The 24,139-nt window shown below is 60.5% G+C and carries 20 protein-coding genes and 4 tRNA genes; 9 read left to right on the top strand and 15 right to left on the bottom strand.

Annotated features, from left to right (window positions below):
* Positions 1-80 precede the first annotated feature (80 nt).
* Positions 81-572 carry a nicotinamide-nucleotide amidase gene (pncC, locus tag AB5Y97_RS01750; protein WP_139430204.1) on the bottom strand — a complete coding sequence of 164 codons (492 nt, stop codon included), beginning with the start codon at positions 570-572 and terminating at the stop codon, positions 81-83.
* A gap of 322 nt (positions 573-894) precedes the next feature.
* Here pncC and mutS point away from each other — a divergent pair, with 322 nt between their 5' ends.
* The gene (gene mutS, locus AB5Y97_RS01745; protein ID WP_201947269.1) at positions 895-3,414 is read left to right on the top strand and encodes a DNA mismatch repair protein MutS; all 2,520 of its coding nucleotides are present in this window, start codon (positions 895-897) and stop codon (positions 3,412-3,414) included.
* Between the two features lie 76 nt (positions 3,415-3,490).
* On the opposite strand, the gene AB5Y97_RS01740 is transcribed toward mutS, so the two are convergent.
* The 4 genes from AB5Y97_RS01740 to AB5Y97_RS01725 form a co-directional block, all read right to left on the bottom strand.
* Entirely contained in the window at positions 3,491-4,354 is an 864-nt protein-coding gene (locus tag AB5Y97_RS01740; protein ID WP_201947244.1) for a patatin family protein, read from the bottom strand.
* 277 nt (positions 4,355-4,631) lie between these two features.
* Positions 4,632-5,531 carry a hypothetical protein gene (locus tag AB5Y97_RS01735; protein WP_201947242.1) on the bottom strand — a complete coding sequence of 300 codons (900 nt, stop codon included), beginning with the start codon at positions 5,529-5,531 and terminating at the stop codon, positions 4,632-4,634.
* A gap of 74 nt (positions 5,532-5,605) precedes the next feature.
* Entirely contained in the window at positions 5,606-6,295 is a 690-nt protein-coding gene (locus AB5Y97_RS01730) for an LrgB family protein (protein ID WP_201947240.1), read from the bottom strand.
* The gene (locus tag AB5Y97_RS01725; RefSeq protein ID WP_040069042.1) at positions 6,288-6,689 is read right to left on the bottom strand and encodes a CidA/LrgA family protein; all 402 of its coding nucleotides are present in this window, start codon (positions 6,687-6,689) and stop codon (positions 6,288-6,290) included. Before AB5Y97_RS01725 ends, AB5Y97_RS01730 begins: the two co-directional genes overlap by 8 nt.
* A 134-nt stretch (positions 6,690-6,823) precedes the next feature.
* On the opposite strand from AB5Y97_RS01725, the gene AB5Y97_RS01720 reads away from it, so the two are divergent.
* Positions 6,824-7,708: a LysR family transcriptional regulator gene (locus AB5Y97_RS01720; RefSeq protein ID WP_064335340.1), complete on the top strand. Its 885-nt coding sequence runs from the start codon at positions 6,824-6,826 to the stop codon at positions 7,706-7,708.
* Here the strand turns inward: AB5Y97_RS01720 and AB5Y97_RS01715 are convergent.
* Together AB5Y97_RS01715 and ybaK are read right to left on the bottom strand one after the other, a co-directional pair.
* Positions 7,702-8,586 (bottom strand): transporter substrate-binding domain-containing protein, encoded by an 885-nt coding sequence (locus AB5Y97_RS01715; protein WP_201947238.1) that lies wholly within the window; start codon positions 8,584-8,586, stop codon positions 7,702-7,704. The genes AB5Y97_RS01720 and AB5Y97_RS01715 overlap by 7 nt on opposite strands.
* Positions 8,587-8,769: 183 nt before the next feature.
* Positions 8,770-9,234: a Cys-tRNA(Pro) deacylase gene (gene ybaK, locus AB5Y97_RS01710; protein ID WP_005336092.1), complete on the bottom strand. Its 465-nt coding sequence runs from the start codon at positions 9,232-9,234 to the stop codon at positions 8,770-8,772.
* A 242-nt stretch (positions 9,235-9,476) separates the two neighbouring features.
* Between ybaK and AB5Y97_RS01705 the strand changes: the two genes are divergently transcribed.
* The gene (locus AB5Y97_RS01705; protein WP_201947236.1) at positions 9,477-10,055 is read left to right on the top strand and encodes a hypothetical protein; all 579 of its coding nucleotides are present in this window, start codon (positions 9,477-9,479) and stop codon (positions 10,053-10,055) included.
* 367 nt (positions 10,056-10,422) lie between these two features.
* Here the strand turns inward: AB5Y97_RS01705 and ppc are convergent, their stop codons facing one another.
* Together ppc and argE are read right to left on the bottom strand one after the other, a co-directional pair.
* Positions 10,423-13,056 carry a phosphoenolpyruvate carboxylase gene (gene ppc, locus AB5Y97_RS01700; RefSeq protein ID WP_115522987.1) on the bottom strand — a complete coding sequence of 878 codons (2,634 nt, stop codon included), beginning with the start codon at positions 13,054-13,056 and terminating at the stop codon, positions 10,423-10,425.
* 231 nt (positions 13,057-13,287) lie between these two features.
* Positions 13,288-14,433 carry an acetylornithine deacetylase gene (argE, locus tag AB5Y97_RS01695; protein WP_201947234.1) on the bottom strand — a complete coding sequence of 382 codons (1,146 nt, stop codon included), beginning with the start codon at positions 14,431-14,433 and terminating at the stop codon, positions 13,288-13,290.
* 271 nt (positions 14,434-14,704) lie between these two features.
* Here argE and argC point away from each other — a divergent pair, with 271 nt between their 5' ends.
* The 5 genes from argC to argH all read left to right on the top strand — a co-directional run bounded on the left by argC (position 14,705) and on the right by argH (position 20,351).
* Positions 14,705-15,712 (top strand): N-acetyl-gamma-glutamyl-phosphate reductase, encoded by a 1,008-nt coding sequence (argC, locus tag AB5Y97_RS01690; protein WP_201947233.1) that lies wholly within the window; start codon positions 14,705-14,707, stop codon positions 15,710-15,712.
* Positions 15,713-15,734: 22 nt separating this feature from the next.
* The gene (argB, locus tag AB5Y97_RS01685) at positions 15,735-16,514 is read left to right on the top strand and encodes an acetylglutamate kinase (protein WP_201947232.1); all 780 of its coding nucleotides are present in this window, start codon (positions 15,735-15,737) and stop codon (positions 16,512-16,514) included.
* Between the two features lie 25 nt (positions 16,515-16,539).
* Positions 16,540-17,451: an ornithine carbamoyltransferase gene (locus AB5Y97_RS01680; protein WP_201947230.1), complete on the top strand. Its 912-nt coding sequence runs from the start codon at positions 16,540-16,542 to the stop codon at positions 17,449-17,451.
* Positions 17,452-17,519: 68 nt separating this feature from the next.
* Complete coding sequence (locus AB5Y97_RS01675; RefSeq protein WP_368157190.1) at positions 17,520-18,755, top strand: argininosuccinate synthase; 1,236 nt, start codon at positions 17,520-17,522, stop codon at positions 18,753-18,755.
* A gap of 210 nt (positions 18,756-18,965) precedes the next feature.
* On the top strand, positions 18,966-20,351 hold the full coding sequence (gene argH / locus AB5Y97_RS01670; RefSeq protein ID WP_103252246.1) for an argininosuccinate lyase: 1,386 nt from the start codon (positions 18,966-18,968) through the stop codon (positions 20,349-20,351).
* 434 nt (positions 20,352-20,785) lie between these two features.
* Here argH and AB5Y97_RS01665 read toward each other — a convergent pair whose 3' ends face one another.
* On the bottom strand, positions 20,786-21,241 hold the full coding sequence (locus tag AB5Y97_RS01665; protein WP_103252344.1) for a hypothetical protein: 456 nt from the start codon (positions 21,239-21,241) through the stop codon (positions 20,786-20,788).
* Positions 21,242-21,683: 442 nt separating this feature from the next.
* On the opposite strand from AB5Y97_RS01665, the gene AB5Y97_RS01660 reads away from it, so the two are divergent.
* Complete coding sequence (locus AB5Y97_RS01660; RefSeq protein WP_158113363.1) at positions 21,684-22,376, top strand: B3/4 domain-containing protein; 693 nt, start codon at positions 21,684-21,686, stop codon at positions 22,374-22,376.
* A 76-nt stretch (positions 22,377-22,452) separates the two neighbouring features.
* Here the strand turns inward: AB5Y97_RS01660 and AB5Y97_RS01655 are convergent, their stop codons facing one another.
* The 5 genes from AB5Y97_RS01655 to AB5Y97_RS01635 form a co-directional block, all read right to left on the bottom strand.
* A complete protein-coding gene (locus tag AB5Y97_RS01655) occupies positions 22,453-23,625 on the bottom strand; it encodes a nucleoside recognition domain-containing protein (RefSeq protein WP_043822000.1) in 1,173 nt (390 codons plus the stop codon).
* A 105-nt stretch (positions 23,626-23,730) separates the two neighbouring features.
* A tRNA-Asn gene (locus AB5Y97_RS01650) sits at positions 23,731-23,806 on the bottom strand.
* A gap of 8 nt (positions 23,807-23,814) precedes the next feature.
* Positions 23,815-23,890: transfer RNA gene (locus tag AB5Y97_RS01645), tRNA-Phe, on the bottom strand.
* Between the two features lie 3 nt (positions 23,891-23,893).
* Positions 23,894-23,969, bottom strand: a tRNA-Thr gene (locus AB5Y97_RS01640).
* A gap of 52 nt (positions 23,970-24,021) precedes the next feature.
* Positions 24,022-24,097 (bottom strand) — tRNA-Phe (locus tag AB5Y97_RS01635).
* Between the last annotated feature and the right edge of the window lie 42 nt (positions 24,098-24,139).

Raw genomic sequence — 24,139 nt, 5'->3', positions numbered from 1 at the left:
GCCAATCTCCGCTGGAAATCGTGAGTAAGAAGTGAAGTTGGGCTAAGTATACTGTCTATTCATACAGTATCAAGCCCAATTTATCTGAGCAGGGCCAACAGACCCGACAAGGCCTGTCTCACCGCCTGCTGGCGTACCTGTCGGCGATCCCCATCGAAGCGGGCCAGCAGGGAGTGGTGACGGCCATTGCGGTCGGCCCAGGCGAACCAGACGGTGCCGACCGGCTTGCCTTCGGTGGCGCCGCCGGGGCCGGCGATGCCACTGATAGCAACGCTGATGGAGGCAGACGAGTGCGCCAGCGCGCCGCGGGCCATCTCCAGCACCACCGCTTCACTCACTGCACCGTGCTGATCCAGGCTCTCGCTGCTCACCCCCAACATCTGCTGCTTGGCTTCGTTGGTGTAAGTAACAAATCCGCGATCAAACCAGCCTGAGCTGCCCGCGATGTCGGTGATGGCGCTGGCCACCCCGCCGCCGGTACAGGATTCGGCGGTCGCCGCCAGCCAGCCCCGCTGACCAAGGGCCCGTCCCAGCTCGATGGCAAGGTGCTCTATCTCTGCATCCAGTTTCATCACGACTCCTTCTGATCCGCTCAAGAGGCACATTATGCGATCCCGCTAGCGCCGCCCGCAACCACGGCAGACCGCCCTTGCCTGCCGCAATGTGAGGTGCTGCACCGGAGCCATGACTTCAATAGTGCAGAACAACTGCGCCCGGAACACCCGCTCCCCCGGCGCGGCGCTTATGTGTAGAATGGCGCCATCAAGCCCAAGGCTCATCACCGCAGACACTGGCCCGCAGAGGCCCCTTCTGGAATAGAACATGACCGCACAACACCAAGCCAGCGGCGCCACAAGCTCCGCTCCCGGCGCCAATCTGAGCGCCCACACGCCCATGATGCAGCAGTACCTTAGCCTCAAGGCCGAGAACCCGGAGATCCTGCTGTTCTACCGGATGGGCGACTTCTACGAGCTGTTCTATGACGATGCCCGCAAGGCCTCCCAGCTGCTCGATATCTCCCTGACCAAGCGCGGCCAGTCGGCTGGCAGCCCCATCCCGATGGCAGGCGTGCCCTATCACGCCATCGAGGGTTATCTGGCCAAGCTGGTGCAGCTCGGCGAGTCGGCCGCCATCTGTGAACAGGTGGGAGATCCCGCCACCAGCAAGGGGCCGGTGGAGCGCAAGGTCATTCGCATCATCACCCCGGGCACCGTCTCCGACGAGGCGCTGCTCAGCGAGCGACAGGACAACCTCATCGCCGCCGTCTATCACGATGGCCGCCGCTTCGGCTATGGCACCATGGACATCGGCTCCGGCCGCTTCTTCATCAACCAGTTCGAGAAAGAAGAGACCCTGCTGGCAGAGCTGCAGCGCACCAATCCGGCGGAGCTGCTCTACCCCGAATCCTTCGCCTTCCTGCACCACGTCGAGGGTCGCCGCGGTCTGCGCCGCCGCCCGGAGTGGGAGTTCGAACTTGGCACCGCCCGCAAGCTGCTCTGCCAACAATTCGGTACCCAGGATCTGGTGGGCTTTGGCGTCGACAAGAGCGAGACCGCCCTGTGCGCCGCTGGCTGCCTGATGCAGTACGTCAAGGATACCCAGCGCACCGCCCTGCCCCACATCCGCAACGTGCGCCTGGAGCAGCCGGATCACGCCGTCATCATGGATGCCGCCACCCGCCGCAATCTGGAGCTGACCCAGAATCTGGCCGGTGGCTACGAAAATACCCTGGCCGAGGTGCTGGATCGTACCGCCACCCCCATGGGCAGCCGCCTGCTCAAGCGCTGGATCCACCAGCCGATCCGCGATCGGGTGATCCTGAAAGGTCGCCAGAGCACCATCAAGGAGCTCATCGAGCAGAACCTCTACGACGAGCTGGGTAACCTGCTGCGTCAGGTGGGGGATGTGGAGCGGGTGCTGGCGCGCCTCGCCCTGCGCTCGGCCCGTCCGCGCGACCTCACTCGGCTGCGTCAGGCCTTCGCCCAGTTGCCCGAGCTACAGCGTCTGCTGGCGGACAACGAGCACGAAGCGGTGCAACAGCTGGCCGAGCGGGCCAGCACCTTCCCCGAGCTGCTCGACCTGCTGGAGCGCGCGGTGATGGAGGTGCCGCCGGTGCTGATCCGCGATGGCGGTGTCATCCGTGACGGCTTCAATCAGGAGCTGGACGAGCTGCGGGATCTCGCCAACGGCGCCACCGCCAGCCTCGCCCGCATCGAGGAGCGGGAGAAGCTGCTGACCGGCATCAACACCCTCAAGGTGGGTTACAACAAGGTGCACGGCTTCTATATCGAGGTGAGCCGCGCCAACAGCCATCTGGTGCCGGCCCACTACATCCGCCGTCAAACCCTCAAGAACAACGAACGCTACATCATCGATGAGCTGAAGAAGTACGAGGACAAGGTACTCACCGCCCAGTCCCAGGCGCTGGCGCTGGAGAAACGGCTCTACGAAGAGCTGCTCGATACTCTGCTGCCCCACCTCGGCGATCTGCAGGATTCCGCCGCCGCACTGGCGGAGCTGGACGTGCTGGCCAATCTGGCCGAGCGGGCCGAGACCCTCGACTATCGCTGCCCGACCCTCATCGACGAAGATCAGATCATCATTGAAGCGGGCCGCCATCCGGTGGTGGAGCAGGTGATGACAGCTCCCTTCATTGCCAACCCCATCCGGCTGGAGCGGGAGCGACGGATGCTGATTATCACGGGTCCCAACATGGGCGGTAAATCCACTTACATGCGCCAGACTGCACTGATCGTGCTGCTGGCCCATATCGGCGCCTTCGTCCCCGCCGACAGCGCCCGCATCGGCCCCATCGACCGTATCTTCACCCGCATCGGGGCATCGGACGATCTCGCCTCCGGCCGCTCCACCTTTATGGTGGAGATGACCGAGACCGCCAATATCCTCAACAACGCCACCGCCCGCAGTCTGGTGCTGATGGACGAGATTGGCCGCGGCACCAGCACCTACGACGGTCTCTCGCTGGCGTGGGCCTGCGCCGAACAGCTGGCGAGCAAGATTGGCGCCTACACCCTGTTCGCCACCCACTACTTCGAGCTGACACGCCTGCCCGAGCTGATGAGCGGGCTGGCCAACGTCCACCTCGATGCGGTGGAGCACGGCGACACCATTGCCTTTATGCACGCGGTGCAGGAAGGGGCGGCCAGCCGCTCCTACGGTCTGCAAGTGGCAGCGTTGGCCGGGGTGCCGAAATCGGTGATCCAGCAGGCCCGTCACAAACTGCATGAGCTGGAGAGCGCCACTCCGGTCGCCGCCGGTGAAAGCCGCCCGGCCCCGGTGGCCCTCGCCCCGCAGCCTCATCCGGTGGTGGAAGAGCTGGAAGCAATGCGCCCGGACGAGCTCACCCCCCGTCAGGCACTGGATCTGCTCTATCGCCTCAAGCAGATGCTGTAATCAGCGACTACCGCACAAGCATGCAAAAGGGGAACCGCGAGGTTCCCCTTTTTATATTCAGCACCCGGCAAACCAGTCAGGCCACCGCCCGCACCTCTCCACGGGCCCGCAACAGACTCTGGCGCCCCTGCCAGTAACCCTGCAGATAGCCGGACTCCAGCTTGACCGGATCCTGGGTAAAACGGGAAACCATGAAATCGGCCGGTGGCGCGATCACCTCGATCTCGCAATCGGCAGGGGGATTGGCAATGAAATCGAGTGCCCGGTTGTAGGCGAGATCCCGCTCCAGCATGGCTTGCGCCAGCGCTGGCTGGGTTTTCAGCAAGGCTTTGACCATCCAGCAGAAACGGGCCGGCTTCTTGCGATAGCCCCAGGGCTCCGACAGCACCACTGTCATCCGCCGCGCCCCTCGCCGATAGGCCTCTATCACCGGAATGGAGTCGCTGATCCCGCCATCGGCCATGGGGCGACCATCGACGCAGGGGGTATCGTGCTGCACCACCGGCAGGGCGCAGGTGGCGGTCAGCACCTCATCCATGTTGTCGGGCCGCACCGGCAGATAGATGGCCTTGCCGCTCGCCACATCGGTCGCCACCGCGTAGAAGGGAATGTCGCGGGCGCAGAAAGTGTCGAGATCGAGCGGGAAGTGATGGCGACTGGCCTGCCACAGCCAGCCGATATCCACCAGATCGCCCCCTTTGACGAAACGCAGGGGATCGAGAAACCGGGAGCTGCAAGCCAGCTCGGTGATGATGTGGTGACTGCGGCGCGGCTGCTCGCTCAGATAAGAGACCAGATTGGTCGCCCCGGCCGAGACGCCTATGACGAAATCGAACGGATAGTGGTGACTTTCGACAAACGCATCGAGCACGCCGCTGGCAAAGATGCCGCGCATCGCGCCCCCTTCGACAATCAGGGCGCAAGAGTGGGAATTAAACATAACAAGGCTCCGTCAGCTGTAATACCTGCCGGGATCGATCCCGGCCCAGTGATGGACGCCTTCATGCAGAACATCAAGACGCCGCAGCAGGACGATTCAGGCTCACTCGCACAAGCCAGAAGCGGGCAGGAGCAAACCTGAACCGTGAAGCGACCCCCAGTATATGCAGCGCACCAACCTTCAAAAAATGAATTTAAATAATAAAAAACATGCCTTTTTGGCATGCTTAAGCACATCGGCAGAGACGGCCCTTTATCCGGGAACAACACCATCAGGATCAAGGCAGCCCGGGTCCGAACGTCCCGTCGACGGGGTTGTAGTGGTAGGCCCGATAATCAAAATCCACCTTATCAAGGCGCGGATTGGCCAACTCGAACAACAGGCGCCTGGGGAGCTGCGCATGCTCGAGGGAAGGTTTGAAGTGGCGCAGCCAGAGCTGTTGCAGCGAGCCATCCCGCCACGCCAGCTTGAGGCCGACCGATAGGCGGCGGATGGCGGCCTGATTATCCTTGTGGGTGTAGAAGAGGTGGAGGAAGGGATAGTGCAGCGCCACTCGCCGATCCACGGTGAGACCGGGCAGATCACTGTGCTGCTCCTGCTCGATAAAGAGCTCGTTGGCCCCGCGGCAGAAGAGGTCGATGCGACCGCGCGCCACCAGCTTGAACAGCCGCTCGTAACCGTCGATTTCCTGCACCTTGAATCCCCCATGACGCAGGATCTCCGCATCCTGCCAGCCACGTCCCTGCCCGTGCAGAAATTGCTGCAGCTCGTTCAGGGTATTGACCCTTGCCACCGCATCGGCCTGCTGCGGACTGACAAAGCAGATGCGATAACCGAGGATGCCCAGCTCCACCGGAAAGCGGACGTAATCCAGCGCTTCGCTCTCTGCGGCCGGGCGCAGACTGTCGGCCACAAACAGATTGGGGTATTGCTGAGTCTGCACAATCTGTCGCATCCGGATACGGTTCATCGGCGGCGCGGTCCGCAGCTCGTAGTCACCGAAGCTGTCGCGGGTCTTCTCCAGCGCCAGCTGCAACAGATCGCGAAAATAGAGGGTACGCAAGTCCCGATCGCTCTCGGGGCTGATATGAGTGATGACGTCGCTCGCCCGTAGGGGAGTGGCAAGGAAGGAAAGGCTGCACAGCAGCAAGCAGGAAGCGAGGCGATGAAAGGTCATACTGCTCATCCCGGAAATACACGCTCACTAGAGTGTAGCGCCGGGACGAGCCGCCTTCTAAAGGGAAGCCAGGCCTACCAGAACATCCGGCCCAGCAGGGGCGCCAGCAGCACGGTCACCATACCGGCGATCATCATCACCATGCTGGAGACCACCCCTTCTTCGTTGCCCATCTGATAGGCCTTGGCGGTACCGGCACCGTGGGCCGAGGCGCCAAAGCCCGCCCCCTTGCCGAGACGGCTGCGAATGGCCAGCACGGTGAGCACGCTCTCCCCCACCGCCATGCCGATGACACCGGTGAGCACCACAAACAGCGCGGTGAGGTCGCTCTGACCGCCGATGGCGCGGGTCGCCTCCACCGCAAACGGCGTGGTGATGGAGCGCATCGCCAGACTGCGTTGCAACATGTCGGAGAGATCCAGCCAGCGAGCCAGCAGCACGGTACTGCCGACCGCCATGATGACGGAAGCAACCACCCCCACCGACAGCGACAACCAGTGGCGACGAATGAGCTGGCGGTTCTCGTAGACCGGCACCGCGAAGGCGACGGTGGCGGGGCCCAGCAGCCAGAGCAGCCAGTGGGATTCCGCCATGTAATCCCGATAGGGGATGTGGAACAGCAGCACCACGGCCACCAGCAGGGTCGGCGCCAGCAGCAGGGGCATCAGCGGCAGAATGCGTTTCTTGCCATAGAGCCATTTGCTGGCGTAGTAGAAGAGCAGGGTGAGGGCGAAACAGATCAGCCCGAGCAGGGTATCAGACATGACGGCGACTCCGGCGGGCCAGTTTCAGTTCGAGGCGGTAGACCCGATCCACCACCAGTGCGGTAGTACCGAGCACCAGCGTGGTGCTCACCAGCAGCACCACCATGATGCGCCACCCCTCCTGCAGCAGCAGATCCTGATAGTTGACCACCGCCACCACGGCGGGCACGAAGAAGAGCAGCATCTCGGCCAGCAGCCAGCGAGCCCCCGCGCTGAACCACTCGGCCTTAACCACCCCGAGCAGGATGCAGGCCAGCAGCAACAGCATGCCGGTGAGGTTGGCGGGCAGCGGCAGATGAAGGGTACGCACCGCGGTATCGGCCAGCAGCCAGATGGCTGCCAGCAACACAATCTGGAAGGGAGTCTGTAACCAGCGCAAGCAGAGGGCTTTCATGATCATCGTCTTTCTGTGAACCGGCTCACAGTATAGAGCTGAGCAAAACCTGCCAGAAATGAATTAAAATTATCAAATTCATGCCGCATAGGCATACTTCATCCCGTACCCGCCAACACGAGTCGAGAGAGTCCATGGATATTCGCGCCCTGCGCTATTTTGTCGAACTGGTGCGGGAAAAAAGCTTCACCCGCGCCTCTGAAAAGCTGTTCGTCACCCAGCCCACCATCAGCAAGATGATCCGCAATATCGAGGAGGAGCTGGGCCAACCTCTGCTCAACCGGGAAGGGCGCCGCTTCACCCTGACCGACAGCGGCCAGGTGCTGTTCAACCGGGCCCAGACCATATTGGCGGAGATGCAGCAGCTGGAGGCTGAACTGGCGGATCTGCAGAGCCTGCAACATGGTCGCCTCACCCTCGGCATTCCCCCCATGGTGGGTCACGTCTATGCGGATCTGATCCGCGCCTACCGCACCCGCTATCCCAAGGTGGAGCTGACCCTGGTGGAGTACGGCGGCCGCCGCATCGAACAGGCGGTGCTGGAGGGGGAGCTGGATCTCGCCATCACCATGCTGCCGACCAAAGAGGGGGGCGCCCTCAGCGCGCTGGAGCTGGATCAATACCCGATCCGGGTAGTGCTGCCTGATCAACCGCGCTGGCATGGCGATGCGCCGCTGCGGCTGGAGTCCCTGCAGGAGGAGCCCTTCCTGCTCTATACCCAGGCATTTACCCTGAGCGAGCGACTGGAGCAGGCGTGTCAGGAGGCGGGTTTTGTGCCACAGGTGGCGGCGCGCAGCAGCCAGTGGGATTTTCTCACCGCCATGGTACGCAGCGGCATGGGGGTCGCCTTCTTGCCGGAGCCGGTCTGCAACCGGCTGACCCCGGATGGTCTGGTGCTGCGGCCGCTGGAGCCCGAATTGAGCTGGCGACTCGGGGTGATCTGGCCGAGCGAGCGCTATCTGTCGCGCACCGCCGAGGCCTGGCTGGCACTCTGCCGCCAGCGGCAGGCACCTCAGTAATCGCCGAAGCGATCGGTTTGCGGATTGTAGAAGTAGGGGCGGTAATCGAAGCTGATCCCGTCGAGGAAGGGATTATCCAGCCGCAACAGTCGGCGCTGGGAGAGCTTGGCAAAGGCGATGGCCGGGACAAAGCTCTTGCGCCACAGCGCCTGTAGCGAGCCATCCTGCCACGCCAGCTGCAACCCCCGCTCGACCCGCTTGAGCGCCTCGCGATTGTTGGGATTGGTGTAGAAAACCCGGGGCAGCGGGTAGTAGATCAACAGCGCGTCATCCACCAGCAGATCCGTCATCTCCTTGTGGGTCAGCTGCTCGCTGCGCAGCTCGCTCACCCCGCGGCAGAAGAGATCGAAGCGGCCCCGCGCCACCATTTTGAACAGCTTTTCGTACCCCTCCACTTCCACCACCTCCATCCCGGCGTAGCGCAGGATATCCACATCCAGCCACCCCTTGCCCTGACCGAAGGTGAACTGGCGCAGCCCCTTGAGGTCGGTCACTTTGCTCACCGCCGCCTTTTGCTGCGGGCTGACAAAACAGATGCGGTAGCTGACGATGCCCAGATGGATGGGAAAACGGACATAGGTGAGCCCCAGATCCTCGCGGGTGCTGCTGTAGCTGTCCATTACAAAGAGGTTGGGATAGCTGTCGAGCTGCATGCTGACCCGCTCGCGCGCCTTGGTCATGGGCGGCGCAGGCTCCAGCAGATAGTCGCCAAACTGGTCGCGGGTCTTGTCGAGGGCGAGCCGCAGCAGCTCCCGATCATAAGTGGTGCGCGGATCCCGCTCGCTCTCCGGGCTGATATGGGTAAACCGGGTGGCCGCCTGTCCGGTCAGCGACAACATGCAGAACAGAGCGACGGCCAGCAGATGCAGGGGGGACATAAACCGCGCCTTGGTTGAAGGGTTACTTTCAGTGTAGCCCTGAGCGTGGGCGCCCCACCTTGGCGCGGCCTGTGCGAGGATAAGCAACACGACAAACAGGGGGACGCGGGCAGATATCCTCACGAGTCACATCGCCTCCGGGCCGCCACAGGCCCGGAGGGCAGGTTCACACCGTGCCCGGCACTACTCTTCGCCGATGGGAGCGGCGATCCACTTCATCAGCGTCAGCATATCCTGCGGCGCCACCCCCACCGAGAGGCCGCGCTTGCCGCCGCTCACCAGGATCTCGTCAAACTGCAGCGCCGACTCGTCGAGCACGGTGGGCAGCAGTTTCTTCTGCGCCAGCGGGCTGATGCCGCCCACCTTGTAACCGGTCAGCTTCTCCGCTTCCGCCGGTTTCATCATCTCCACCTTCTTGAGGCCGGTCGCCTTGGCCAGCTGTTTCAGGCTGCACATGCCGGATGAGGGAACGATGGCCACCACCGCCTGCTTGTCGTGATGGGCGACCAGGGTCTTGAACACCTGCGCCTCCGGCAGCCCGAGCTGGGTCGCGGCATGCTTGCCGAAATCGTCGTGGGCTTCGCATTCGTAGGGGTAGAGCTTGTGGGGGATTTTGAGCTTCTTCAGCAGGTTGATGGCAGGAGTCATGATGGTTGCCTTGAATCGAATCGCATAAAAACAAGGCCAAACAGTCTGCGCCTGCGTGGCGAGGGATGCAAGGCGAGAGGTTTGTTTACTGTCTGCAGACGCGAACCTGGCAATAAATGACAAGTTTAATAAAGCGATCACCAATGTCGTACCGATAGTGACTCCCTCGGAAAAAAACAATTGACAATAATTCTCATTCAATCAATGATTAATTTCCAAATGAATCACGCGAGAAATAATGGATGAAGCTCTGTTTGGCCACAGCGTTATTGCTGTGCAGTATTTCAAGTGCCAATGCCAATACTTGCCCATTGAGTAACTGCAACACACTACACGCTGGTGAACATTACTCTATTAATGCCGATGGAAAGTATTGCATCAATTTCAACAAAGAAAACATCACGGTGGTAAACCTTTCGAGTCGATACATTGAAATAGAAGACAAAAATTCAAATCCAACTGTTATATACCCTGGTGAATTTGTTGATGTCGATACCATATCAACAATCGCAAATTCAACCAAGGTAGTTATCAGCATAGAGCACGATAGCTTTATCGTGATAAGAGATATAAATGAAAGCAAGCGTAATAAGAGAGCGGCACCCGCATTGGTATGGGCAGGCGGCGGGGCCGTTATGGGGGCGATGGGCGTCATTGCCAACAATCCTGATGCCAGCATGAGAGAGATTGCTGCAGGTGCATTTGGTGGTGCCGTTACCGGTAGGTTAAGCCCCATCATGGGAAGTGGTGTCGCAGGCATGATGGCTTCAGGCAGTGCTGGCCTGGCAGCAAGCGGTGCCAGTGCTTCCTGTCACTCGTGATGATAATCGTCATATTGATGGCGGCCGTTGCAGCAACCTTCATTTTAAGCAGCAAGCTGGTCCATCGAATTGCATTGCTGCTAATTTCGAGCGGTTCAATAATATTTAGTTATCTCTCGGGCAATCCCTCAGCTTGGATATACATCACCTTTATTATATTCACCATTATTTTAAAGGTAAAATATCGCTCCACTAAAATTCGTTGTGATGATGTTATACTGGGTTGCTATATAATTTTCTACATCCAGCCATTAGTCTTGAGGCTAATCTGATACACTCTCTTTAAATGCAGTAGACGAGATAAGCTCGCAAAAAAAGAGCGCATATTATGCGCTCTTTTTATTTCAGACCTGTTTGGTAATATTTATCAACCCGTATTACGCATACCTGCGGCAATACCGGCGATGGTGACCATCAGCGCCTTGTCCAGCTCGGGGTGCAGGGTCTCCGGGTGGTTGCGGGAGCGGTTGAGCAGCTCGGCTTGCAGCACGTTGAGCGGGTCTGTGTAGGGGTTGCGCAGCTTGATGGACTCCTTGATCCAGGGCTGATCCTCCAGCAGATCCCCGCGCGGGCTCAGTTTCAGCACCACCTCGATGGATTCGGCGAGCTCCTGACGCAGCTGTTTGCCAAGGCCCCACAGCTCCTGCGGCACCAGACGGGTGTCGTAGTATTCGGCAAGCCAGACGTCCGCCTTGAGGAACACCATCTCCAGCATCTCGAGGCGAGTGCGGAAGAAGGGCCACTGGGCGCTCATCTCTTCCAACACCGCCAGCTTGCCGCCGTCGATGGCCTGCTGCAGCGCCTTGTGGGCACCGAGCCAAGCCGGCAGCATCAGGCGGTTCTGGGTCCAGGCGAAGATCCACGGAATGGCGCGCAGGCTCTCGACGCCGCCGTTAGGCTTGCGTTTGGAGGGACGGGAGCCGAGCGGCAGCTTGCCGAGCTCCATCTCCGGGGTGGCGGCACGGAAGTAAGGGACGAAGTCCGGATGACCGCGCACAATGCTTCGGTAGTGATCGCAGGAGTCGGCGGCCAGCTGTTCCATCACCTCGCGCCAGCACTCTTTCGGCTTGGGCGGCGGCAGCAGGTTCCCTTCCAGCACGGCGCTGGTGTAGAGCTCCAGACTCTTGATCGCCACTTTCGGCAGACCGAACTTGAAGCGGATCATCTCCCCCTGTTCGGTGGTACGCAGACCGCCGCGCAGGGATCCCGGCGGCTGGGAGAGGATGGCCTGATGGGCAGGGGCACCACCACGACCGACGGTACCGCCACGGCCATGGAACAGGGTGAGGCGGATATTGTTGGCTTCGGCCAGACCCACAAGGGATTCCATGGCGGCGTACTGGGCCCAGCCGGCGGCCATCATGCCCGCATCCTTGGCAGAGTCGGAGTAGCCGATCATCACGTACTGACGGCCCTGAATGTAGCCGCGATACCAGTCCACCGAGAGCAGACGCTCCATCACGGCGGTGCCTGCCATCAGGTCATCCTGGGTTTCAAACAGCGGGGCGACCGGCATGCGGAACTTGCAGCCCGCCTCTTTGAGCAGCAGTTGCACCGACAGCACGTCGGACGGCGCACCGGCCATGGAGATGATGTAGATACCGAACGCATCGGGGTCGTGCTCGGCGATAACCTGACAGGTATCCAGCGTCTCGCGCACCTCGGCGCTCGGTTCCCAGTCGTGGGGAATGAGCGGGCGGCGGGAGTTCAGTTCGTTGAGCAGGAAGGCCTGCTTGTCATCTTCGCTCCACTCGGCGTAGTCACCCAGACCCAGATAGCGGGTCAGCTCGGAGAAGACCAGCCCGTGACGCTCGCCATCCTGACGGATATCGAGCTTGACCAGATGGATGCCGAAACAGGCGACCTTGCGCAGCACATCCAGCAGCATGCCATCGGCGATGTTGCCCATGCCGCAGGCGTGCAATGAGTGGTAGCAGAGCTCCAGCGGCTCGCGCAGCTGGGCGGTGGTCTTGACCAGATCCTGGCTCTCGCTCGCCTGGCCCTGCACCTTGGCGGTGAGGTGCTCCTTGGTCTCGCGCAGCGCTTCACGCAGCTCGCGCACCAGCGCACGGTAGGGCTCGGGGTGATCGCCAACGCGAGCGCGCACGGCGTCGGTACAGTCAGACATGGAGAGCTCGGAGGTGAGCTCCTTGATGTCTTTGTAGAACAGGCTCACCGCCATCCAGCGGCCCAGCTCCAGCACTTCGGCAGTCACCTTGGCGGTGACGAAGGGGTTGCCGTCACGGTCACCGCCCATCCAGGAGGTGAACTTGACCGGCGCGGCATCCAGCGGCAGCCGCACACCCAGATGGTGTTGCAGACGCTCGTCCAGATTGCGCATGAATTCGGGAATGGCAGGCCACAGGCTGTTCTCCACCACGGCGAAGCCCCACTTGGCCTCGTCGACCGGGGTCGGGCGCTGTTCGCGGATCTCGTTGGTATGCCACGCCTGATTGATCAGCTGCTCGATGCGATTGAGGATCTTGTCCCGCTCGCGTGGCAGCAGGTCGGAAAGTTCCAGCGCCTCGAGGCAGTCGTTGAGCTGCACGTGCTTGTGGATCAGGGTGCGACGGGTCACCTCGGTGGGGTGAGCGGTCAGCACCAGATCGATATCCAGCTCGCGCACGGCCTGAATGATGGCCTCTTGCGACAGGTTGGAGGCTTTCAGCTTGTCGAACATCTGCTCCAGCGGGTCCGGGGTGCAGACCTGCTCTTCGCAGCGACGGGAGATGGTGTGGAACTGTTCCGCCACGTTGGCCAGATTGAGGAACTGGCTGAAGGCGCGGGCCACCGGCAGCAGTTCGTCATCGCTCAGGGTGCGCAGGGTATCGAGCAGACGTTCCCGGTCTGATTCATTGCCCTTGCGGGAAGACTTGGCCAATTGGCGAATAGTTTCGATCTTGTCGAGAAAGGCCTGACCCTGATGATCCTTGATGGATTTACCCAGCAGCTGACCCAGCATACCTACGTTGGCGCGTAGTGCGGCGTACTTTTCGTTCATTCCACATCCTTATCTTGTTGGTGCCTGACACCCATCCGGGGTGCTAGACGACCTCACTTATTGTTGTGCGATTACAACATATGCTCCGTCATCTTAGGGTGACAATCTACCCAGATTGTCTGCGCAAGGTCAAATAACAGGCCGATTCAGAACATGTATTTCCATCACCACTCCACAACCGGCTTGTTATGTAACTTACTTACAGTTCTTACGCCCCTTTCACCGCCGCCGCTACAGGCAAAAACGTCTGATCAGGTGCTGCAACACCGAGGTGGTCGGCTTGACGAAGGAGAGGTCGAGATACTCATCCGGCTGGTGCGCCTGGGTGATATGACCGGGGCCCATCACTATGGTCTCGCAGCCAAGCTGCTGGATAAACGGCGCCTCGGTGCAGTAGTTGACCGACTCGGCGGCACGGCCGCTCGCCTTCTCAGCTTCGCGCACCAGCACAGAGTCGTCGGCGCAGGCATAGGCGGGAATAGGCTCGTGCAGATGTTGCAGATGCAGACAGCCCGGCTGGTGGATCTCGATGGGCGACAGCGCCTCTTTGAGCATCCCCATCAGCTCATCCGGCCCCACCTGCGGAGTGGGTCGCAGATCGATATGCAGCTCGCAGCAGCCGCAGATGCGGTTCGGGCTGTCGCCCCCCTGAATGTAACCCAGGTTCAGAGTCGGCTGTGGCACGGCAAAACGGTGGTCGGCGTAGCGATCTTTCAGATCCTGCTGCAAGCGCAGCACCTGTCCCATCGCCTTGTGCATGATCTCCATGGCGTTGACGCCGTTGGCGGGATCCGAGCTGTGACCGCTCTTGCCGGTAATACGGATCGCCTCCGACATATGTCCCTTGTGGGCCACCACAGGCACCAGTCCGGTCGGCTCGCCAATCACCGCGTAGTCGGGTTTCAGCTCGGCTGCCGCGGCAATGGCGCGGGCCCCCGCCATGGTGGTCTCTTCGTCGGCAGTGGCGAGGATGCGCAGCGGCTTGTTGAGCGTCTTGAGGTCAATCTCTTTGAGCGCCTCGACGATAAAGGCGAAGAAGCCCTTCATGTCGATGGTGCCGAGGCCATAGAGGCGGTTGCCCTCTTCGGTCACCTTGAAGGGATCCTTGCTCCAGCCCCCCTCATCGAACGGCACAGTATCTGTGTGACCTGCCAGCAACAAGCCGCCCTCCCCCTGACCGATCGTCGCCACCAGATTGAACTTGCCCGGCAGATCGGGGAGTGCCGTTACCTCGCACTGAAAACCGAGCTGACCGAACCAGTCGGCCAGCAGCCGGATCACCGCCTCGTTGCTCTGATCCCACTTGGGATCCGTGCTGCTGATAGAGGGAATCGCAATAATATTCTTATAAAGTGAAAAAAAATCCAGATTGGCCATCAGCTCCTCCTTGCGTCCCCGGAATGTTTCTGTTAGAAAATACAAATGCAAAGTGAGTGCATGAATATTCTGTAATTTTACCTGAATATCTGGCTCATCAACAAAGGCTTCTAGTTGTAAGGGAAAGTTAATGTTCTGTCACCTGATCTATAACCGACGACACACACCCGCCTGAATTGCCCCTCCGCACTTGTGCAAAGGGGCGATCGAACCCCCTTGTGCACTGCAGCGTCATGCTGTGAATCTCGAACTCTGACTTGGAATATTCAACATGCTTAACACCGTTATCGTCGGTGCCAGTGGCTACGCGGGAGCCGAACTGGCCGCACTGGTACAGAACCACCCACAACTCAAACTGTTCGGCCTCTATGTCTCCGCCGGCAGTCAGGATGCCCACAAGCGCTTCTCTTCCCTGCATCCCCAGTGGGTCGGAGCCCTCGATCAGCCGCTGCTGCCGCTGGACGACGACGGCATGACCCGGATCCTGACCCAGGCCGATCTGGTGCTGCTAGCCACCGCCCACGAGGTGAGCGCCGAGCTCGCACCCAAGTTTCTCGCCAAGGGGTTGCCGGTGTTCGATCTCTCCGGCGCATTCCGGGTCAAGGATCAGGGCTTTTACGACAGCTTCTACGGCTTCACCCACGACAGCAAACAGTGGCTGGATCAGGCCGTCTATGGCCTGGCCGAGTGGAACGCTGATGCCATCGCCAGCGCCCAGCTGATTGCCGTGCCCGGCTGCTACCCGACAGCCTCCCTCTGCGCCCTCAAGCCACTGCAGCAGGATGGGCTGATTGCCAAGGGGTGGCAGCCGATCATCAACGCCGTCTCCGGGGTCTCCGGCGCCGGTCGCAAGGCGGCCATCAACACCAGCTTCTGCGAAGTGAGCCTCAACCCTTACGGCACCTTCAACCACAGACACCAGCCGGAGATCAGCCACCACCTCGGCAAGGAGGTGCTGTTCCAGCCCCACCTTGGCAACTATGTGCGCGGCATTCTGGCCACCATCTATGTGCAGCTGGCGGACGGCGTGACGCCGACCCAGGTGGATCAGGCTTTCCTCAAGGCTTACGAAGGCAAGCCGCTGGTGCGCCTCACCGGCCAGATGCCCTCTATTCGCGGTGTGGCAAACACCCCTTACTGCGATATCGCCTGGCAACAGCAGGGCAACATGCTGGTGGTGGTCTCTGCCATCGACAACCTGCTCAAGGGCGCAGCCTCGCAAGCCATGCAGTGCATAAATATCAAATTTGGTTTTGAACCGGCCACCGGCCTGATTTAAGGACTTAGGAAGGATCTCGAACATGGACAAACAGACGTTGGTAATCAAGCTGGGCGGCGCCCTTATCGAGAACGACGAGGCGCTGACCGCCCTGTTCGCCACCCTCAAAACCTTCCTCGACGATCAGCACCGTCCGCTGGTGTTGGTGCACGGCGGTGGCTGTCTGGTGGATGACCTGCTCAAGGGGCTGGGTCTCACCTCCACCAAGAAGAATGGCCTGCGGGTAACCCCGTTCGAGCAGATCCCCTTTATTGCCGGGGCGCTGGCAGGGACCGCCAACAAGCAGATGATGGCCAAGGCGATCGCCACCGGCATTCCGGCGGTGGGGCTCTGTCTGGCAGATGGCGGCCTCTGTCAGGTGACTCAGCTCGACCCGGATCTCGGCGCCGTAGGCGAGTGCAAGCCGGGCAACCCGGCGCTGGTAGCAGGCATCCTCGGTCAGGGCTTCCTGCCGGTGGTGAGCTCCATCGGCATCACAGCCGAGGGGCAGCTGATGAACGTCAACGCGGATCAGGCGGCCACCGCCATTGCCGAGGCGCTCGGCGCCGATCTGGTAATGCTCTCCGACGTGAGCGGCATCCTGGATGGCAAGGGCAAGCTGGTGACCCAGCTCGACAAGCTGACCGCGCTGGATCTGATGGAGAAAGGGGTGATCCGCGACGGTATGGCGGTCAAGGTAGAAGCGGCCCTGCACGCCGCCGAGACCCTCGGCAAGCCGGTCTGTGTCGCCAGCTGGCGTTACCCGGACCAGCTGCTCAAGCTGCTGGCTGGCGGCGCGGTCGGCACCCAAGTGGCCATTTGATCTCCACCGGAACAAGGAACATCCGATGCAACATCTTCTGAAAGACAGTGATCTGAACAAAGCCCAGATCGAGGCGCTGATTGCGCTGGGCAAAGCGGTCAAGGCCGACCCGAAGAAGTACAACCAGGCGCTGGCGGGCAAGAGCGTGGTCACCCTGTTCGAGAAACCCTCCCTGCGCACCCGGGTCACTTTCGACATCGGCATCGCCAAACTGGGCGGCCACAGCGTCTATCTGGATCAGCAGAACGGCGCGCTGGGCAAGCGGGAGTCGGTGAAAGATTTCGCCGCCAACCTGTCCCGCTGGTGTGATGCCATCGTCGCCCGGGTGTTCGATCACCAGACCCTGGTCGAGCTGGCAGCGCACGGCACAGTGCCGGTGGTGAACAGCCTGTGCAACCTCTACCACCCCTGTCAGGGGCTGGCCGACTTTATGACCATTGCCGAGCACTACGACGACCTGTCGAAGGTGAAGCTTGCCTACCTCGGTGATGGCAACAACGTCAGCCACTCTCTGCTGCTGCTGGGGGCGACCCTGGGCACCGACGTCACCCTGATCTGCCCGAAAGGCCACGGCCCGGATACCCAGATCTTCCTGCAGGCGCAGGCACTGGCGGCCAAGTCGGGAGCGACCATCCACATCAGCGATGACGTGGCAGATATCGAAGGGTTCGACGTGGCCTACACAGATACCTGGGTCTCCATGGGTGACAACACCCCGATGGAGCAGGTCAAAGACCTCTTTATGCCTTACCAGATCAACCAGGCCCTGCTCGACCGCACCGGCATCCAGCATGTGCTGCACTGCCAACCGGCGCACCGGGAGCTGGAGATCACTTCGCAGGTGATGGATGGCCCCGCCTCCCTCATCATGGACGAGGCCGAAAACCGGATGCATATCCAGAACGCCGTGTTGCTGACCCTTCTCGGCGGCAAGTAACGCGGCACTCAACCTGAATCACGACCCTTTTATTGAATCATCATCGAATCATCACGGAGAGAAGTAACATGAGCGGAATCAACAAGATCGTACTGGCTTACTCGGGTGGACTGGATACCTCGGCCATCATTCCCTGGCTGAAAGAGCACTATGACGCCGAAATCATTGCCTTCGTGGCCGACGTCGGTCAGGAGCGCGACGATCTGGAAGGGATCGAGCAGAAGGCCATCGCCTCCGGTGCCACCAAGTGCATCATCAAGGATCTGCGGGAAGAGTTCGTCAAAGAGTACGTCTACCCGACCCTGAAGACCGCCGCCGTCTATGAAGGCACCTATCTGCTGGGCACCTCCATGGCCCGTCCGGTGATCGCCAAGGCGATGGTCGAAGCGGCACTGGCGGAAGGGGCCGATGCCATCTCCCACGGCTGCACCGGCAAGGGTAACGATCAGGTGCGTTTCGAAGGTGCGGTCGCCGCGCTGGCGCCCCAGCTGAAAGTGATCGCCCCGTGGCGGATCTGGGATATGCGCTCCCGGGAAGATCTGCTCTCCTATCTGGAGACCCGCAACATCCCCTGCAAGGCGACCTTGAAGAAGATCTACAGCCGCGACGCTAACGCCTGGCACATCTCCACCGAAGGTGGCGAGCTGGAGAGCACCTGGAACGAGCCCTCCGAAGCAGTCTGGCAGTGGACCGTACCGGCCGAACAGGCACCGGATCAGCCGGAGTACGTCAAGCTGACCGTGGCGCAGGGTGAAGTGGTGGCCGTGGATGACCAGCCGCTCAGCCCGCACCAGATCCTGATGACCCTGAACGAGCGTGCCGGCAAGCACGGCGTGGGCCGCATCGACATCACCGAAAACCGGATGGTGGGGATGAAGTCCCGCGGCTGCTACGAAACCCCGGGCGGTACCGTGATGGTCGCCGCGCTGCGCGCCGTGGAAGAGCTGGTACTGGATCGCCCGACCCGCGCCTGGCGGGAGAAGCTGGGTGCCGAGTTCTCCCATCTGGTCTATGACGGCCGCTGGTTCACCCCGCTGTGCAAAGCGATCCTCGCCTCTGCCAACGCCATCGCCGAAGATCTGGATGGTGAAGTGGTGCTGAAGATGTACAAGGGTCAGGTCACCGCTGTGCAGAAGAAGTCGCCGAACAGCCTCTACTCCGAAGATTTCGCCACCTTCGGCGCCGATGAAGTGTATGACCAGAGCCATGCCGAAGGCTTTATCCGTCTCTACACCCTGGCCAGCCGGATCCGCGCCATGAAGGAACAACATCAAGCCATCGGTGGCGACCACACCCACGGTTAAGCAAGCGCGATAACCCGTTGATTCCGTTGAGGGGGCATGGCCCCCTCTTCTATAGGCCGAGGGCATGGCCCCTGAGCCATCATCGGCAGGTGTGACAAGAGCGGCAGCGCCCCGGCCGCTTCTGTGAGATAACAGGCTCGCAGAAAAACAGGGCACGATTTCAAGCTCGGTGGCCAGGGCGCCGCCGACAACGCATTCAAGGAGAGCAGTATGGCACTTTGGGGTGGACGCTTCAGTCAGGGAGCCGATAGCCGGTTCAAGCAGTTCAACGATTCGCTGCGGTTCGATTACCGGCTGGCGGAGCAGGATATTCAGGGCTCCATGGCCTGGGCCAAAGCGCTGGTCAAGGTGGGCGTATTGACCAGTGACGAGCAGGGCAAACTGCAGCAGGCGATGGAGGTACTGCTCGCCTCGGTGCAGCAGGATCCCCAGCAGATCCTCAATTCGGATGCCGAAGATATCCACTCCTGGGTCGAGAGCCAGCTGATTGCCGCCGTCGGCGATCTTGGCAAGAAGCTGCACACCGGCCGCTCGCGCAACGATCAGGTCGCCACCGACCTGAAACTCTGGTGCAAGGCGCAGGGTGAGCTGCTGCTCGGCTCCATCACCGCCCTGCAGCAGGGACTGGTCGCCTCCGCCCGTGCCAATCAGGCCGCGGTGCTGCCCGGTTACACCCACCTGCAGCGGGCCCAACCGGTCACCTTCGCTCACTGGGCGCTGGCCTATGTGGAGATGCTGGAGCGGGACTACTCCCGGCTACAGGATGCCCTCAAGCGGCTCGACACCAGCCCGCTCGGCTGCGGCGCGCTGGCGGGCACTGCCTATGCCATCGACCGCGAAGCGCTGGCGCTCGACATGGGCTTTGGTGGCGCCACCCGCAACAGTCTGGATTCGGTCTCCGATCGGGATCACGTAGTGGAGCTGATGCACGTGGCGTCCCTCTCCATGACCCACCTGTCGCGCTTTGCCGAAGACCTTATCTTCTACAACACCGGCGAGGCGGGCTTTGTCGAGCTCTCCGATGCGGTCACTTCCGGCTCGTCGCTGATGCCGCAGAAGAAGAACCCGGATGCGCTGGAGCTGATCCGTGGCAAGACCGGCCGGGTGGTCGGCGCCCAGATGGGCATGCTGATGAGCCTCAAGGCGCTGCCGCTGGCCTACAACAAGGACATGCAGGAAGACAAGGAGGGGCTGTTCGATGCCCTCGACACCTGGCACGACTGCCTCGATATGGCGGCGCTGGTGCTGATCGATCTGAAGGTCAACGGCGAACGCACCATGGCGGCGGCGCAAGGCGGCTACGCCAACGCCACCGAGCTGGCGGACTATCTGGTTGCCAAGGGGATTCCGTTCCGTGAAGCGCACCATATCGTCGGCGAAACCGTGGTCTTTGCCATCAGCGTGGGCAAACCGCTGGAGGAGCTCTCCATCGGCGAGTTCCAGCGCTTCAGCCCGGTGATCGAGTTCGACGTCTACCCCAATCTGGAGCTGGAAGCGACCCTGGCCAAACGGGTTGCCAAAGGCGGCGTCGCCCGCGAACAGGTTGAGGCAGCCCTCACTGCCGCAGAGCTGTGGCTGGCCAAACGGGCGGGTTGATCTCTGATGTATTTGGAAAATAAGAGGGGGAGCAATCGCTCCCCCTCTTGCTTTATCTTGGCTTTAAGCGCTTTTCAACATAATGGCATTTGCAGGTATTGCCTTATCAATGAATTCACCACTTCCATAAACTGACACGATATATCCACAAGCTGGGCAAGCTGCAGTGTATTCACTCATTACGTTGAAAGAACCCAGCACGAACCCTTTGAAGTGGTTACTGCATTTCTTACATTTCACTGATTTGATTGAAAACATCTTTGATTCTCCACGAATAGAAAGATATGAATTCCTCTCTTCTATGGATATGAAACGGGTGGGCTATTCCTAGGAAATAGCCATAGTCACGCTTTGCATCACATCCACACGAATACGCTACCAGATTATTTATTGACAGGCTCGTCATCTACTGAAGTCGATACTGTTCAGGCATTTCACGCACTGGCATTGAGCAGTTTGCCCACCCCCTCCCCCTTGCCATTGGGCAGGGTCTGTTTAAAGGTGCCGAGCAGCTGGTCGAGGTTGAGATGGCTGGCACCGAGGGAATCCTTGAGGGTATCGAGCTCGCTTTGCAGGGCATCGAGGCGGGTGCTCTGGGTACCATTGGCCAACTGGCTACGGGCGCTATCGATGGCGGCAGGGAGGGATTGGCCGCCATTCTCCTGCCCCAGAGTCTGCATCAGCTCCCCCATAAAGTGGTTGATGGCAGCGCGGTTCTGCTCGCTATTGGCATCCTTGATTCCCAGCCGCTGGAACAAGCTCTGGACGGTAGGGGCGAGGCGATCTTCCTGCACTGTTTGCTGCACAGACTCGGGTTTGGCACTGCTGCCGAGCAGCTGACTGCCCAGCTTGAGGGCGATAGAGGCAAGGGGAAGCTGGTTGCTGATCATGATATCTCTCCGCGACAACGACCCTTGATGGTGTTGCCAAGAGGAATGCATAAGCGGGGCCAGAACGATGAAAAAACGCCAACCATAGCCAACTCATTGAACAACCTAGCAATTTGAGTGACCGCCTCGTGCTTGGGCATTGCAACTGAGGTCATCACAAGAGAGCCGGGCGGCCAGCGGCTGCCGCTGCAGTTCCAGGCGGCAAAGGGGCATTACCGCAGCAAACCGGAGACGGCAGGGCTCCTCTTCGCTATATACCGCTACATGCCCGCCATCCCCTTGATCACGTCATTTTTCATTCATTAAACTTATGGGCATTAAGATCATGTAAATTTTCTTATCTAACATGTTCGCGCATGATGGCTCTCAAACCGGATTTGCCGTTGCCGCTATGCTGGCCGGCAGCCGCCTTCTCCCAGCCTCTTTCGTTTATGGAGTCGCTATGTCCCTGATCACCCCCTATATCTCCCCCGAAGTCAACCAGCTGGCTCCCGGCTTTCGCGCTTTGAGCATCACGGTGCAGGCCGCCGCCGTGGTCGACCCGAACGTGGGGGCGCGCGCCCTTGATGAAGCCTGCACCGCCATGCTGACCGCCGATGTGCCGTGGGCAGAGGCGCATCTCGCCGCCTGGGGCGAGCTGTTCAGAAAATTTGGCGCCAAGCCGCAGCGGACTCCCTGTTCCGCCGAGGCTCTGAGAAAGCGGGTCGCCCGCGATGGCAACCTGCCCGCCATCGATCCCGTAGTCGATCTCTACAACGCCATCAGTATCCGCTACGCCATTCCGGTGGGGGGCGAAAACCTGCTCACCTATGAGGGACTACCGCGACTGGTGGTAGCCGATGGCAGCGAGCAGTTCGATACCATGAAGGGGGGCGAACCCGCACACGAATCTCCGGAACCCGGCGAGGTGGTCTGGCGGGATGACAAGGGGGTCACCTGTCGGCGCTGGAACTGGCGGCAGGGTGTGCGTACCCGACTCAGTGTCGATTCGGGCCAGATGTGGTTCATTCTGGAGAGCCTGACCGAGATGCCGCTGGCTGCGCTGCATGAGGCGGGGGAAAAACTGATCGCCGGGCTGCGGGAGATGATGCCGGAAGCGGTGATCGCACAGAGCCTGCTCGGCTATGTTGAGTAAACCGAAGGACGAGCCAACTCGTCACCGATAGATACAGAGAGGGGCGCCACAGCGCCCCTCTCTCTTTTCACCCTGCTCAGCCCAGCAGCATATAAAGCTGGTGAGCGGCTACCCCGGCGCACAGGCCGCCGATGGTGTGGGCGACGATGGCGCGGGAGGTGAGGTGGCGATAACCGAGAGCATCCAGCATGGCGGTGTGGGTGCTCAGGAAGCCACTCCAGCACATCCCCATGGCGGTAAACACCGCGACCTCGTTACCGGTGATCCACCCCTTGGCGATAAAAGGGGGCACCAGAGACATGGCGGCACCAACCGCACCGAGCGAGGTAGCCGGGAAGGCAACCAGCTCCGGCTGCTGGAAGCCAAACAGCAGGTCAAACAGCCAGCTCACCTTGGCGGCCAGCACTGGCAGCAGGGCAACCCCTTGAAACGCTTCGCCGGTATAGCCCTTGTCGCCCGGGCCGAAGGTCAGCAGCATCACGAAGGTGCTGATGATCAGCACCCCGGGGATCACCGCCATCCCCAGCTCCACGCCAGATTTGCCGCCATCGAGCAGAGAGTTGAGGATCCTCAGCCAGCCGGGAGCCGCCTCTTTGGTCACCCCTACCTTGCGGCCGTCGGACGATACAGCGTCATCGTTCAGCACTTCCCCCACCAGTGGGCGGATCATCCGCTGCATCAGTCGGGTAGAGACCACCGAGCCCACCAGAGCACCGAGCAGCCCGATCAGCGCCGCACTGGCCGTGGATTCACCGCTCGGTAGTTGCAGGGTGGCCATAAAGGTGACCACGATCAGCCCCATGCCGAAGGCGGTGCCGAAATTGGTGAGCGACACCAGCTGCCAGGGGGTGAAGCCTTTACGAAAGCGGCTGTCCTTGGCAAGGCTGATCACCGCCGGGTTGTCGGAGAAGAAGGTCATCAGCGCCGCCAGGGCGGTGCGGCCAGGCAGGCGAAACACCGGCTTCATCAGGGGGGCCAGCAGCACCTCCAGCAGACGGATCACCCCGAACTCGCTCAAGAGTTGGCTCAGGGCACCGGAGAGCACCGTGATCCCCATGATAAAGAGCACGGTATTGAGCAGCAGCTGGTGGGCGGTATTGAACAGGGTGTTGACCATGGCAGAGAGGCCCATCTGGCTGCCGAGGTAACCGAACAGGCTGCCGAGAATAAGCAGCACCAGCACGGGTTCCATCCAGTTTCGAATGGCGGCAAGTCGCCCCTTTGACTCTATAACTACATGATTTTCCATATCTATCCTGCGGTTCATCTGTGCGTGTGTGGTTGTTTTTATGGTTAAAAAATGGCTGCGCCAAATAGAAAAAAGCCCTTGTCTTGCGACAAGGGCTTTTTGAATTGGCTCCTCCTACTGGACTTGAACCAGTGACATACGGATTAACAGTCCGCCGTTCTACCGACTGAACTAAGGAGGAATTGTAATTGGTGCCCAGAGACGGAATCGAACCGCCGACACGGGGATTTTCAATCCCCTGCTCTACCGACTGAGCTATCTGGGCAAATGGTGCCGGCTACCGGAATCGAACTGGTGACCTACTGATTACAAGTCAGTTGCTCTACCTACTGAGCTAAGCCGGCACACTTTAAACCATTGTGCATGAACAAATTTTTTCTTTCATGGCACCAAAATTGGTGCCCAGAGACGGAATCGAACCGCCGACACGGGGATTTTCAATCCCCTGCTCTACCGACTGAGCTATCTGGGCGTGGGCGCTATTAAACGGATTTTAAGGCAGATGGTCAACGGG

Origin of the sequence: Aeromonas sp. R10-2, from assembly GCF_040908445.1 — a bacterium.
Classification (GTDB): Bacteria; Pseudomonadota; Gammaproteobacteria; order Enterobacterales; family Aeromonadaceae; genus Aeromonas; species Aeromonas veronii.
The sequence above is the reverse complement of the archived record's forward strand: the minus strand, read 5'-3'. Positions and strand labels throughout refer to the sequence as shown.